The sequence below is a fragment of the Microbulbifer mixtoriginis (SeqCode) genome, from assembly GCF_052466695.1.
Genome location: NZ_CP174285.1, coordinates 17,666 through 31,430, shown reverse-complemented (window position 1 = coordinate 31,430; position 13,765 = coordinate 17,666). Strand labels below are relative to the sequence as shown.

The window sequence follows — 13,765 nt, the reverse complement described above, 5'->3', positions numbered from 1 at the left end:
TACAATCAATACCATTCTTGTATAACTTCCCCTGATTGCTACCAATATCTGAATAGTTTCCAACTCCTTCTGGAATAAAAATCGTGCCAAAAGTAGCCCTGCCAATCCTCGGAGCCTTTATTCTTTTTTTGCCCCACACCGCATCAGCCAATTCGCCTATTAAGTGCCAACCCTTATTTAACCATCAGGATGATAAGGTTGCTCAATACAATAGGTGCACCCAAATTGACTTCCAACCCAGTAGTATCGACGGATCGGCAACGATCATAATGCGGCGCAATAGCAAGGGGGCTTGTGCCTATACCACAGCTGTCCAATGTGGCAATAAAAACATACAGATGGAGGAAATTGCTGCGATAGATTTCAAGATCTCTATTCCTGCGGGAAAATGTAACCCAACCGAATGGATTGCTGTATACATGTTCCCCTGGTGTGGAGAATCAGGGGGATGTTGGAGCGGCGGGGAACGAGAAGTGGACTTTGTAGAAACAATGGGCCCCAATGGCCCCGGTGACCTAGCCTCCAATTGGGGAGGTCGCCCCAAGCAGGCAGAGTGGATCAACCAACATGGCGCCATCAGAGTCGATAGTGGCACTAGCCAGCATATCACTTTTACTTCAAGCCAAGTTCTCTCAGGACCCAAAAGCGGCACTTATCAATGGGACATTCGAGTGTGTGCCCCTTCGGCGACAAAGTGTGAAAACACTAATCAACTCTGGCATGCTTACCGCGAGAAAGGCCCGACTATTTTTGATGAGTCGATGATGATCGTTATTGACAACTGGGGAGTTAATCACCCACCAAGAGAGGGCTGCACTTTAGAGGTTACAAATATGCTAATCACTAAACACTTGAGGCCTTCTAAAGAGTAGGCTCAACTCTGAACATCCCTTACCACTCCCCATAAAAAAGCAAAAAGAGAGCAATTCAGCCATTTATATAGTCTTTGAGAATATCAAAATCTCAAAAAACCGATAAAATAATTGAATCATTCTATGATCCAGCCAAAAGTTCTTTTTACGAAAAGACTTAAATAAAGCGAGTTATCAGCCGCCAAGTCGAAAGCAAGCCCTTTCATTCTTATTGATAACTTTTAGCCGTCGCAAATTAATAATCCTTCTTCCACTGCAATTCCACACTTCCGGAGCCACTATCGCCCTCGTCCGCTGTTTTAAACTCCAGATTAAGGTCATCGCCTATCTCTATCTGCATTTCTGCCTGCCAGGGACTTAGGGGATCGGTACTACGTTGCAACTCTACATAGATGCGGTTGGTAATATATTTTCCCAGGCTCAGAGCATACTCATCCCCCTCATCACCTTCCTCTTGCTCAATATTCAGAGTATCCAGCCGCAACAATTCCCGGGTTTTGGCTACCGGGTCTAACACAGCGCGTCCGGTTTGCAAGCTGCGAACCACACTCACTAAACGCACCGCCTGCAACGGAGAAATATCTGACAAGGACTTACCAAACAACAGCTGAGCTAAGATTTCATCCTGGGAAGCTGAGGGATCAGAGCTGAAAGTAATATTCATATCGGTTGCAGAACCAGAAATATTTGCAGTGATTTCACCGTCGCTATATTTGTAAACACCCTCGACAAATACAGCCACTTCGTTATTTTCAAAGCGTACCTCCCCTTCCTGCAAATTAAATTTCTTACCTAGTAGATCAAAGCTACCTCTCACAATGGTCAGTTTTCCTGAAGCCTCGGGTTTGGCCGCAGTTCCACGAATATCCACCTGACCACGCAGTTGGGAGTTAAGCCCCAGACCACGCACATAAGATTGCTGGTCTAAAACCACTTCCACTCCCAGGTTAATCTTACTAAGTAGCGGTGGAGCGCGCTCCACTTGCGGGCCATCCACCTGGACTTCTACCACCTGGATTTCCGGAACACTGCTACCGATCCACTGTTCAATCTGTACCGCTAATGGACGTAAAGTAAAGCGCCCGGTAATTTCCGCATCCTGGCTGGAGCCGGACAGAATTGCCTCTCCCGAGATGGCACCGCGCACCCCCGGAGTATTTAACAAGTGTGCTCTATTCAGGTTTAAACTGAGGCTCATCTGTGGCGGTGACTGCTCAGGGAAGAACACCGCTCCTCCCAGGTTAATCGTACCGCCATCCACAACAGTGGCACTGCCACGCTCAATACGCCATTCCTCTGGTGTAAGGCGCATATAAAAATCGATATCGGCAATGCGCGTGTGACTGGGCCGGTGCTCATAGCTGGCCCCGCTGAGTTCTATCGCACCATTGAGCCGGGGCTCGCCAAGCGTGCCTGCACCATCAGCAGAGAAACTCAACAGGCCCCGCATAACATTCACCCTCGGGTCCATAAACTCCGCAACCACAGACAAGTCTGCAGTACCATCACTGACCAACTGCAGGGGAACATCACTTATAGGTCCAGATGGGTTATCTGCGAACAATCGCTCCATTATGGGTGTAATAAGCAGGCTAGCGCTGCTATCTACTGCGCGTCGATTGCCATGATCAGCTACCAGAGACACTTGCAACTCACCGCCCTCGGTATACCACTCCAGGGCCATAGAGAGCGGCTGTACCTGAACCCGCCCTTTTTCCCTGCCTGGCATATAGCCGCTGAGACGCAGATCGCCCTCAAGCTGTGGTTGACGTGGGCTACCGGTGATACTCGCATGCAGGGAGATATCCCCTTGATCGGGGATATTAAATGCTACCTCACGGGAGAGATCTTCCAGAGAAGCCCTACCTAAAACTTGCAGGTCCAGACGTTGTTCATTGAGGCTGCCATGGACCGACAATTGGTTACGTCCCGCCCACAAAAACTCCAGCCCCTCAACAATCAAACTCTTATCGGCATAATCCAGAGCGCCCTGCAGCACCCAGGGCTCATAGCGGTAACCGCCCTGCGCCAGCACACTGGCCCTTACCTCCGGGTTAGTAAGCGCCCCACTAATTTCTCCATCCAGACTCAGCTCACCCTCCATAGTACTGGGCAATACTGCTCCAAACACTTCCACCAAGCTCAAGGGTAAGTTACGCACATTCACTCCCACCTGGAGCTGGTCCCGTTTAGGCTCAATTACTCCCTGCGCCTCCACCAATACGACGCCCTGCTTCCCCAGACGCTGTGCTTCCTCGGCCAGGGCTGTCAGGCGACTCGCGCTCTGCTCAGGTTGTACCGCGCCCTTGGCGATACCTGGGATAATCACTGGCGATTGCGGGCCCTGAAACTGTCGTGAACCAAAGTAGTTCATGGTGCCGTTGGCAAAGAGTTCCAGTCGCAAGCCTTGCAGGTCAATTTTTTCCAGGTTTCCGCTGGCATCACCTTTCAGGTTATAGCGGTATTCTTGAACCAGACCATCGGATTCCAGGCTGGCATTCAAGTAGGGATTAGACCAAGGGCCCTCGACACCCAGCAGCCCCTTTAAACCCAGGCTAACCCCCTGTGCAGAGACAAATCCGAGATCTTCATAAGGGCTGAGGTTGCGAATATCCAAATGCAGCTGCAAATTCAGTGTTTTTGCCTCGATATCCACCGAGCCGCCACCGAATACATTCAGCTTTTCCCCCACCAAGCTCAGATCAGTAATTGTCAGCCCCTGTAAATTACCCTTCACCTTGCCCGTCAACTCATTTTGTAGGCCTCGGTAAGCGGTAACAGCACTCACATCCCCATCAAAAACCGGCTTGTCCCATGGCCCTTTTATCTGTAGCTGAAGTTGATGCAGGGTCCCAGAGAAGTCATCGGGGATTTTTAGTGCTTCTGTTTGCGGTAAAGCAGATAGCAATCGACGAATCTCTTCAACCCCCAGCTCTTGCGCCGCTACATTGATGTCCAGAGCTTTGTTGTCGGTATCAATAGCGCCCGCCGTACGAATTTGCGCACCGGCAAACGCCAGTCGAAGGGACTCCAACAGAATAACCCCCTGATCAGTATTCACCTCACCCAGCAGACTCAGTGGCTGCTCCCGATAGTGACTATTCAGCTCAATCTGACCAGAGATACTGGGTAGTGGCAGTGTACCGGATAGGGTTAAATCAGCACTAAACCAGCCGCTGTGTAATACATCTTGCCAAGGGCGGGAGAGGGTAATTGGCAGGCGGTTGAGGTGAAGCTCAGCACTGATCTCATTTGCACCAATACTGCCTGAAACAGTGCTGCGCCGCCCATCCACCTGCAACCAAATACCTTCGGAGTGAATGCGCCAGGGAAAAAGGTCAATTAGCAAGCTACCGGTCAATGCCAATTGATGCTGGTAAAGTGGAATGGAAATAGACTCTATATCGATCTGTACCTGCTCATCGCGACGGCGCAGAGCAATTTTGCCACGTGCATCCAACGCCTGCCCTTTCGGCAGGTGTAGCTGGCGACCCACAAAGCCCTGAGCTGTTTCACTGGCCGAAAAGTCCAGAACAAACCGCCCCGGCTGCTGCTCCCGCCCCTCGGCAATAAACTGCAGATCACCACCTTTTAACTCGCGAACTTCCAGCTGCAACTGAGTGGGCTGCCCCTCCCAGCGATACAGGCTATTAGCGGATACAGAGAGCGCTGGAATATCGCTGACTTTGCTGCTAATTAACTGCAATCGCTCAAGCTTTAACTCTCCTAAGCGAAAACTCGGCAACAGGGCTTCCCAGCTGGAAGTTTTTACTGTGTCCGCCTCATCCTCTACTACTTGTGCAGTTTCTTGCTCTGCTTCAGTCAAGGATTTAAGTAATTCATCCAGCACATCGAGATTCAGCAGAAAATCTTTGGCGGCGATACGCTCAATATTGACTGGATTACTGGAAAAACTCTGTAGCTGAAACTCCAGCTGGCTTCCCTCTGCCAGGGTATTGCTCTCAAAATCGACCCGAAGACGTTCAAAAAACCAGGCCCCGAGGCGCTCGCTGCCAATCCCTTCAGCCTCAATCGTAAGGCCATCGATTACCTGTTCTGCACCGTAAAAAGCCGTGCGGGTCAAATTAACCCGCCCCTGCTCTGTGCCTAGAAAGTAAATTAATGAAAGCAGAATAAATAGCAACAGACCCGTGATCAGGTAGCCCCCGGCTCCGAGGGAACGCCACAACCCCCGCAAAAAGCCTCGCAAAAAACCTAGCAGTGCGCCAGCAAAGCCCAGAGCCAATACACTCCATCTGGACATCAAAATGCCTGCCCCAGGCTGACATAGACCTGGTAGTGATCATCTACTCCGTCGCGCCTATCCAGAGGAAAGGCTAAGTCAAAGCGGATAGGAGCGAAGGAGGTATTGTAGCGAACACCAAATCCCGCCCCCCAGAAGAGGTTAGAGAAGTTAGGGCGTGGATTCTCATAGGCATTTCCTCCATCGAGAAACAGGACTCCGCCCCAAGTTTTACTAAAGCGGAAACGCCCTTCGATTGATATTTCGCTGAGGCCGCGCCCACCGATCGCATCGGACAGGGATTCCTGGCCGTCCTCATTAATTTCAACAATACGTGGACCCAACTCCTGGTACCCATAGCCTCGTACTGAACCACCCCCACCTGCATAAAAGCGTTCATCCGCCGGCAGTTCCAAATTGGGTGCACCAGTAATGGCGCCGGCCTTGATACGCAATGCTAAAGTTGGTTCATAGCGCGCCGATTGCGCCGTTTTATAAGCGGTCAACTGCAGGATATTTTTGACAAATGAAGTACTGTTATTTTTGAGATCCACATAGGGCTTAATCTCCAGTGCTGTGGTGGCGCCACGACGAGCATCGAGAGGCTTATCTGTTGTGTTTAACTTAAAACCCAACGGGAACGCCAATAAATGATAATTCTCATCCGGGTCCCCATCCTCCACAGCACCATCTACTTTTTCATCCACACGGCTGAATTTCAGTTCAGCCCCGCCACTGATGGTACGGTGCTTACTCAGCTTGCGCGATACCAGCCCCTTAAGGGTTAAGGCCTTGGAACTGTAGGAGTCTACATCCTCACCGGTTAAGGCCACACTCGCAGTAAAGCGCTGTTTATCCCTAAAAAAACGCGGTATGGTCAACTTACTCTCTAGAGTTTGCTTGACCTTATTCACTTTACTCTCCACTTCCAGCTTTTCGCCACGGTGAAAAATATTACGATGTTCCCAGCTGGCAGATACACCGGGGCCCTCATCAGAGGTGTACCCCACCCCCAAAGTAATAGTGCGGTGGTTGCGCTCCTGAACAATAAAGATGACATCAACCAGCCCGTTATAGGGCTCTGATATCTGGTGAGTTACATTGGAAATTAAATTAGTGCGCAATAAACGCAATTGAGCCGCATCCAGCTTACTGCGGCTGAAACAATCTCCAGGGTTAATATTCAACTTACTGCGCAAATAGTCATCTTCAACAGAAGTGGCACCAAGGATTTCTACCTCACCCACCAACACCTCTGGACTGGGTGCCACACGGTACACCAAACGTGCAGCTGCCTCCTGGTGAATCACTGTAGCTTGATAGGTAACATCGACATTGAGCAGACAGGCATTTTCATTAAGGTATCTGGTGATGGTCTGCACACCTTCGAGTACCTCATCTGCCTGTAATGGATCGCCGATAGAAATAGGCAAGCCGGGAAAGCCCGCCCGCAGATTCGCGGGCATTTCAATATCCAGGCTCTTAATCAAATACTGAGGACCGGGAAATACTTGGTAAATAATTTCACTACCCTGCACCGATTCCCGTACAGTAGCATCGTAATACCCCTCAGCGCGCAGTAATTTTTCCAGATTTCCACGCTCATAATGAGCGATATCCCGCAGGTTTTCATAACTCTCAAGGGCGCTACTATTCTTACGCAACTCATTGAGCTCTTTAGTCAATTTTTCCTGCAATTGCGGGTCGCCCTGCACATACAGTGAAAAAGCTGGAAGTTTTGAAAAAAAAGGAATGGCTACAGCCTGCTGGAAGGGCAGTAATACAAAACCGACAAGCAGGAAGGCAAATAGAACTCGCAAAATATTAATCCGTTGACTACGGCGGCTAGTCCGCATACTCCCGGGTATCCATCCCTTCACACCTGATAATGACCCGGTACAGATATTGCCCGGATAGAGTTTGCCGACGAGAGACGATATAGCTAATAGCCCCGTTTTAATCGCCGGCGGAGAGAAAGCAAATGGTTTATGGCTGGCTGCTAGTGCTCGGGCTGCCAAGTAACGGATTACAGTCTTTGATAATCACCCGCCCCTCGAGAATATTGCCCTTGGAGTATTCAGTAAAAATACATTGATTGGTTTTGGGGTCGTAGTTCTCGATCCAGAGGTTATCCTCTTTCCAGGTGGCGCCAATATGCCGGTAACCGTCAGGTACAGAAATACGCATCACACCACCGAAGCGTTTTACAAAGACCTGTTCATAGTGGAAGTAATAAGCCAGCCAGCCTGCAAAGAAGAAAACTGCAGCCACAATGGCGCCAATTTTCAAGCTGCCCATGCGGCTGCCAGCAAAGAGGGAGAGAATAACCAGAGCGATAACCGCTGCCCAGTAGAGATAGGTAACCATACTTGCTCTTCTGCCTTGAATTTATTGGTATTACTACAGGGCAAGGGTAGCGCAGAACCGAGTCAAACAAAATGACGTCCGTCTACGCACCCTCCCCCCTTAATCTCTTTAGTCTTCCGCCAAGGCTGGCAAATTTTCATAGAGTGCCAGAGCCTCTGGGTTGGCGAGGGCTTCTTTATTCTTAACCGCCTTACCGTGCACGACATTGCGAACCGCCAACTCAACAATTTTTCCACTAATAGTACGCGGAACATCGGCCACCTGAATCACCTTGGCGGGTACGTGGCGCGGGGTCGTATTAGCGCGAATGGTGGAGCGGATTCTCTGCACCAGATCATCATTCAGCTCTACGCCCTCGCGCAACACCACAAACAGTACAACCCGCACATCGTCTTGCCACTGCTGACCGATACAGATGCTATCAAGCACCTCCTCAACTTTCTCTACCTGGCGATAGATCTCGGCAGTACCAATACGCACGCCACCGGGATTCAGTACCGCATCGGAACGACCGTAAATAATCACTCCTCCATGGGTAGTAATTTCTGCATAGTCGCCGTGTGCCCAAACTCCCGGCCAATTTTCGAAGTAGGCGCTGTTATATTTCGCCCCATCGGGATCATTCCAGAAACCGATCGGCATACAAGGGAAAGATTTGGCACACACGAGCTCCCCCTTCTCTGAAGTTACCGGCTTGCCATCGTCATTCCAGACTTCCACAGCCATGCCCAATCCTCGACACTGAAGTTCCCCCGCATAAACTGGCAACGCAGGGTTACCCAAGGCAAAGCAGGAAATAATATCCGTGCCTCCAGAAATAGAAGACAGGCACAGATCCTCCTTTATATCTCGGTAGACATATAGAAAGCCTTCATGAGCCAGTGGCGAGCCTGTAGACAGTACCGCGCGCAGCTTCTCCAATTTGTGGCTTTCGCGGGGCTTACAGCCGCTCTTTTCCAAGGCGGCGATATACTTGGCACTGGTGCCAAATACGCTGATGCCCTCCTCATCCGCCATATCCCACAGGCTCCTAGCCTCTGGATAGAAGGGAGAGCCATCGAACAGCACCAGGGTTGCACCACAAGCCAAGCCACTTACCAGCCAGTTCCACATCATCCAGCCACAGGTGGTGAAGTAGAATAGGGAATCCTCACGACGCAAGTCGCAATGCAGGCGATGCTCCTTCAGGTGTTGAAGCAAGGTGCCACCCACCCCGTGCACAATGCACTTCGGCACCCCAGTAGTTCCTGAGGAATACATGATGTATAGGGGGTGATCGAAAGCGGTCTGAACAAAGGTAAGCTCGCGCTCAGGTGCTGTGGCTTCGAACTCCTGTAGCAACACCGCTTTATCCAGCGGCTCTGCTGCTAGTACCTGAGCCGCTTTTTCCTGCGAGCGGGCAACAGGCACCACTACCAGCTTCTCAATGGAGTCGATACGGGCCACTATCTCGCGCAATCGCGGCAGGGAATCGATCACTTTGCCGTTGTAGAAGTAACCTTCGCAGGCGATCAGCACCTTCGGTTCTACCTGGCCGAAACGATCAAACACGCCATTGATACCAAAATCCGGCGAACAGGAAGTCCATATAGCGCCAAGGCTGGTGGTTGCCAGCATCGCCACTACGGTATCCATCACATTCGGCATAAAGCCAGCTACACGATCCCCTTCGGATATGCCCTGATTCGCCAGGGCTGAAGCCAAGCGTTCTACCCGACCGTACAACTGCGCGTAGCTGAGCTGGCGGCGGCTGCCATTCTCCAGGCGCTCAACCAAAGCCGTCTTATCGTCGCGGTAGCGCAGCAGGTTTTCGGCAAAATTGAGTCGTGCATCGGGGAACCACTCAGCACCCGGCATGTTGTCGCGGCCCAAGATCTCTTCTCCACGCGCACTGGCCTGCACTTCACAGAAATCCCATAAGTCGCTCCAGAAGACCTCACGCTCTTCTACAGACCACTGGTAAAGCGCACTGTAGTCTTCAAGCTGCAGCTGGTGTTTCACATTAACCAGGCGACGAAACTCATCCATCTGGGTGGCGGCTACGGCCTTGGGGCTCGGTTGCCAAAGGGCTTGTGCGTTGTCCTTCATCTCAGCAGACCTTGTAGATTCATTATTCTTGGTGATTGTTTGACCTTCGCCAGGGCGAAAGCGGCAATCATGCCTTGCCCGACAACTTTAAACTATTTTAATCTTTCGATGGTTTATTAAATAAAACTTAACATTCATAGAATGCATCCGGAGCCATAGTGAGCGCCACCATTAAACAGCTTCGCGCCTTCGTTGTTGTAGCCCGCAGCCACAGTCTGGCGCAGGCCAGTGCCCAGTTACACACTTCCCAGCCGGCGCTCTCCGTGGCTATCCGCAATCTGGAAGAGGCCGCTGGAGGGCCTCTATTTAGTCGCGATAGCCGCCAACTGGTCTTGACCCCAGAAGGGCGTGAGTTCCTGGTTCGTGCGGAGCAACTACTTAACAGCTGGGATCAATCACTGGATGCTATACAGCAGCGCTTCCGCCTGGAACGTGGACAACTGCAACTGGCAGTTATCCCCGCTTTCGCCTTAAACCGAGTACCCGCTCTATTAGCTAACTTTCACCTGACATATCCACAAATCAATATTGTGCTGGAAGATGTGGTTATGGAGCGGGTTGTAGAATCTGTACAGGAGGGACGCGCGGAGCTGGGCATTAGCTTTCGCCCGGACGAACTAGGTGGCATGGAGTTCGCACCCATTGAACACGACCGTTTTATCGCAATAATGCCAGAAGACCACATATTGGCGGAAAAGAAGGCCGTACGCTGGCGCGACTTGGCCGCTCATCCTTTTATATCGATGAACCGTGGATCGGCAGTGCGACGCTGGACGGATACTGCCTTTGACCAGTGTGGACAAGCTGCTCAATATATTTGTGAAGCTAACCAGCTTAGTACTATCGGGCAGCTGGTCAGAGCGGGCTTGGGAATCAGTGCTGTACCAAGCCTTTGTGAGGCACAAATGCGAGAGTACGGTTTAATCTGCTTGCCTCTTACCGCGCCGGCGGTAATGCAAGAAGTTGGCGCACTATTTAAAAGCCGCGGTAACCTCTCTGCACCCGCCAGCGCTTTCCTGGAATTACTCACCGGGCAATAGCCACTACAGAATAGTAATTTACCCAGAGTGCCAGTAACTATTTACTACTGGTAGCGCGCAGCATCCAGGTAGTTTTTTCATGCACACGCATACGGTCAGATACCAGGGCAATAGTCGATTCATCCTCGCCCTTTTGCGCGGCCTTTAATACATCGCGACAAGTTTTTATTACCTGCTCATGGCCCTTGGTGAGAATTTTCACCATATCTTCTGCTGCGGGAACTTCTACAACTTCTTCAATAGAACTCAGCTGTCCAAAAGCCTGATAGGTGCCCGGTGCAGAAACACCCAAAGTGCGAATTCGCTCTGCAATGTCATCTACCGCCGTAGCCAGTTCGTTGTACTGCTCCTCAAACATCAGGTGCAGTTCACGAAAAAATGGCCCGGTAACATTCCAATGGAAGTTGTGCGTTTGCAGGTATAGAGTGTAGCTATCCGCCAGCAAGTGCTTGAGGCCGCCAGCAATCTTTTCCCTATCCTTTTCACTAATACCAATATCAATTTTTTTCATTAAACAAATCCCTCTTCCAAGACTTTGCCACCGAAATGGTTACACTGCCATTCTGATAGTTTTATGGTTTTACCACAAGCTATCGGGTTGATAGCTTATCTATATAGCCGAGCCAAGTTTATAAGACACTAAAAAGACAAACATATTTATCCTGGCAACTAACTCGGAACATGCCTTGAATCTAGCGGTATCCTGCCCTGGAACAACTGTGTGTCCAAACTGAAAAGTTAATTAATCCGCCAAAAAGAAAAAATAAATAAAACATGTTGGTTATGCATACACTTATAGTGCTAGCACTGTATCAATCTACGGAAAGGAAAATTTAAGAGAAAACAAAGTTAGCTAGGTATTACAAACCGGGCAATTACTATGACTCGGCAGCTGCAAAGTTTGCAGAGCTAAGGTTTCCGTCTCGATTAAGTGCAATTTATTCAAGCTCGATACCGGCAAATCCATCAGGTACTTCATGGCCTCCAGAGCCTGCATACTGCCAACGACCCCCAATGCAGGACCGATCACCCCTGCTGTAGCGCAGTTCTGCACTTCAGCCAGCTCCTGGGGCGAAAACAGGCAGGCATAACAGGGGCCATTTCCTTCAGAAAAATCAAAACTAATCAGCTGGCCGGAAAACCCCTGCACCGATGCCATTACCACCGGACACCTTGCCTGATAACAAACCCGGTTGATCGTATGGCGGATTTCCAGGTTATCGGTGCAGTCCAACACCAGATCCACCTGTTTTACCTGCTCACCCAGCCAGGATTCATTCGCCATTTGGCTGTGGGGGTGAATGCGAATAGTTGGATTGGCTGCAGCCAATTGTTGTGCAGCCACCATGGCTTTGGATTTTCCCTGGTGATTGGTTTTGTACAAAACCTGGCGCTGTAAATTGGAGAGATCGATATGATCACCGTCTACCAGGTGCAGCTCTCCAATACCGGCTGCGGCCAGATACATCGCTGCCGGGCTGCCGAGCCCACCTAAACCAACAATCATAATTCGCGCAGAAGACAGCTTTTTCTGCCCCTCTTCACCCACTTGGGGCAACATTATCTGGCGACTGTAACGCTGTAATTCCTTACTACTTAACATGGCTCTACTTCCGCATGCTTTCCTTTCAACAGGACATTAAAATCGGCAACCGCCTGCTTGTAATCTTCCGCTTTAGTAATAGCGCTGACCACGGCGATACTGCCAACACCGCTAGCGATAACCTCACTGGCCCGTTGCATATTAATACCACCAATTGCCACGAGTGGATAATCGGGCAATAGTGCTGCCATTCGCGCAAGTTTCTGCACGCCCTGCAACTGATCCGACATATCCTTGGTGTTGGTCGCATAAATTGCACCAATCGCCAAGTAGCTGGGGCGATAACGGTAGGCCAACAGTAATTCATAGAAGCCATGAGTACTGATACCCAGCTTCAATCCTGCCGCTTGAATTGCCCTCAGATCAGCAGCCTGCAAATCCTCCTGGCCCAAATGCACACCGTAGGCGCCACACTCAATCGCCAACTGCCAGTAATCATTGATAAACAGGCGCAGGTTATACGTCCTGCCAATAGCCACTGCACGCTCAATCTGTGCGCGCAGGTCCCCACCCGGATTCTTTATTCGCAACTGTAGAGTACGCACCCCCAGCTCAGCCAGGCGCTGCAACCACTCCACCGTATCCACAACCGGATATAAGCCCAATGCTTGAGTATCTGTTTCAGCAAACCCTCGAACAAGAGGTCGGACAGTATCAAAGCCATAATCCGACGCACGCTCTTCTCCGGGCAGTAGAATCTCCGGGAAGTCGATTAAATCCAGGGGCCAGCCACAGTGGCCTACAGGGCCGGCACCAGCGCCGATGTGTGCATTATTTCCCCGGCGCAAACCCCGCTGAACATAGGCTTTACCCACAACGCAGGCATCTCTCAACGGGTAGCCCAAAGCGCGGCAAGCGGCAATAGCGGAGGACAGGGTGCAGCCAGTGCCATGTGTGCCTGTACTGGACACTTCCCGGCCAATAAACCAATCGGCTTTTCCACCATCCCACAGTAAGTCGGCAACTTCTCCCGCACGCAATTGCGTATGGCCGCCGGTAACTAAAATTGCGGTACCGCCGTGGGCGTGCAACTGACGCGCAGCCTGCACAATAGATTCCGCACCCGTGACACTGGCTCCGGTAAGCCATTCCAATTCATGTAAATTGGGAGTGACCAGATCACACTGTGGCATCAACTGAGCCAACACCGTTGCGGTAATACTTCCTTCAGTGAGCCCGGCTCCATTGGTAGCAACTGCAACCGGGTCGTAAATAACCGGAACCGGCTGCACCGCTTGCAGCTGGCGCAGGAAATCTGCCACCGCAACAACTTGTTCAGCATTCGCTAGCAGACCGATTTTAATTGCGGCAGGAAATAGATCCCGCTGTAAAGCCTGTAACTGAGAACCCAAGACCTCTAGGGAAACTGCATTAATTGCAGTAACTTCCACCGTATTCTGTGCAGTATTGGCCGTGATAGCACTGCAACCATAGCAGCCGAGGTCGGCAAAAGTCAGCAGGTCCGCCTGAATGCCGGCGCCACCGCCGGAGTCACTGCCGGCAATGGTCCAGACAATTGGCTTTTTCAATTGGAGTTGATCGCGCATAAAAA

At 50.8% G+C, this 13,765-nt stretch carries 9 protein-coding genes; 2 read left to right on the top strand and 7 right to left on the bottom strand.

All coding sequences use genetic code 11. The features are described from left to right. The first annotated feature begins 269 nt into the window (after positions 1-269). Positions 270-872, top strand: coding sequence for a hypothetical protein (locus ACJJI0_RS00115; protein WP_444884149.1), 603 nt, complete (start codon positions 270-272; stop codon positions 870-872). A 235-nt stretch (positions 873-1,107) separates the two neighbouring features. On the opposite strand, the gene ACJJI0_RS00110 is transcribed toward ACJJI0_RS00115, so the two are convergent. From ACJJI0_RS00110 to ACJJI0_RS00095, 4 genes are all read right to left on the bottom strand, one after another. Beyond that, positions 1,108-5,136, bottom strand: a complete 4,029-nt coding sequence (locus tag ACJJI0_RS00110; RefSeq protein WP_444884148.1) for a translocation/assembly module TamB domain-containing protein — start codon at positions 5,134-5,136, stop codon at positions 1,108-1,110. Beyond that, positions 5,136-6,971 (bottom strand): autotransporter assembly complex protein TamA, encoded by a 1,836-nt coding sequence (locus tag ACJJI0_RS00105; protein ID WP_444884147.1) that lies wholly within the window; start codon positions 6,969-6,971, stop codon positions 5,136-5,138. The genes ACJJI0_RS00110 and ACJJI0_RS00105 overlap by 1 nt, the downstream gene beginning before the upstream one ends. Before the next feature lie 130 nt (positions 6,972-7,101). After that, complete coding sequence (locus tag ACJJI0_RS00100; protein ID WP_252082736.1) at positions 7,102-7,482, bottom strand: hypothetical protein; 381 nt, start codon at positions 7,480-7,482, stop codon at positions 7,102-7,104. Between the two features lie 108 nt (positions 7,483-7,590). Beyond that, entirely contained in the window at positions 7,591-9,570 is a 1,980-nt protein-coding gene (locus ACJJI0_RS00095; RefSeq protein WP_444884146.1) for an acetoacetate--CoA ligase, read from the bottom strand. A 158-nt stretch (positions 9,571-9,728) separates the two neighbouring features. On the opposite strand from ACJJI0_RS00095, the gene ACJJI0_RS00090 reads away from it, so the two are divergent. Then, positions 9,729-10,610, top strand: coding sequence for a LysR family transcriptional regulator (locus ACJJI0_RS00090; RefSeq protein ID WP_444884145.1), 882 nt, complete (start codon positions 9,729-9,731; stop codon positions 10,608-10,610). Between the two features lie 37 nt (positions 10,611-10,647). On the opposite strand, the gene ACJJI0_RS00085 is transcribed toward ACJJI0_RS00090, so the two are convergent. The 3 genes from ACJJI0_RS00085 to thiE form a co-directional block, all read right to left on the bottom strand. Next, positions 10,648-11,121, bottom strand: a complete 474-nt coding sequence (locus tag ACJJI0_RS00085) for a Dps family protein (RefSeq protein WP_444884144.1) — start codon at positions 11,119-11,121, stop codon at positions 10,648-10,650. Between the two features lie 342 nt (positions 11,122-11,463). Further along, positions 11,464-12,213, bottom strand: a complete 750-nt coding sequence (locus ACJJI0_RS00080) for a HesA/MoeB/ThiF family protein (RefSeq protein WP_444884143.1) — start codon at positions 12,211-12,213, stop codon at positions 11,464-11,466. Beyond that, a complete protein-coding gene (gene thiE, locus ACJJI0_RS00075) occupies positions 12,207-13,760 on the bottom strand; it encodes a thiamine phosphate synthase (RefSeq protein ID WP_444884142.1) in 1,554 nt (517 codons plus the stop codon). Before thiE ends, ACJJI0_RS00080 begins: the two co-directional genes overlap by 7 nt. Positions 13,761-13,765: the final 5 nt, after the last annotated feature.

Bases quoted from the DNA above. Each gene is read 5' to 3' on its own strand.
- ACJJI0_RS00110 (WP_444884148.1), bottom strand. From the start codon at position 5,136: ATGTCCAGATGGAGTGTATTGGCTCTGGGCTTTGCTGGCGCACTGCTA.
- ACJJI0_RS00095 (WP_444884146.1), bottom strand. From the start codon at position 9,570: ATGAAGGACAACGCACAAGCCCTTTGGCAACCGAGCCCCAAGGCCGTA.
- ACJJI0_RS00080 (WP_444884143.1), bottom strand. From the start codon at position 12,213: ATGTTAAGTAGTAAGGAATTACAGCGTTACAGTCGCCAGATAATGTTG.
- ACJJI0_RS00085 (WP_444884144.1), bottom strand. From the start codon at position 11,121: ATGAAAAAAATTGATATTGGTATTAGTGAAAAGGATAGGGAAAAGATT.
- ACJJI0_RS00100 (WP_252082736.1), bottom strand. From the start codon at position 7,482: ATGGTTACCTATCTCTACTGGGCAGCGGTTATCGCTCTGGTTATTCTC.
- ACJJI0_RS00115 (WP_444884149.1), top strand. From the start codon at position 270: ATGCGGCGCAATAGCAAGGGGGCTTGTGCCTATACCACAGCTGTCCAA.
- ACJJI0_RS00105 (WP_444884147.1), bottom strand. From the start codon at position 6,971: ATGCGGACTAGCCGCCGTAGTCAACGGATTAATATTTTGCGAGTTCTA.
- thiE (WP_444884142.1), bottom strand. From the start codon at position 13,760: ATGCGCGATCAACTCCAATTGAAAAAGCCAATTGTCTGGACCATTGCC.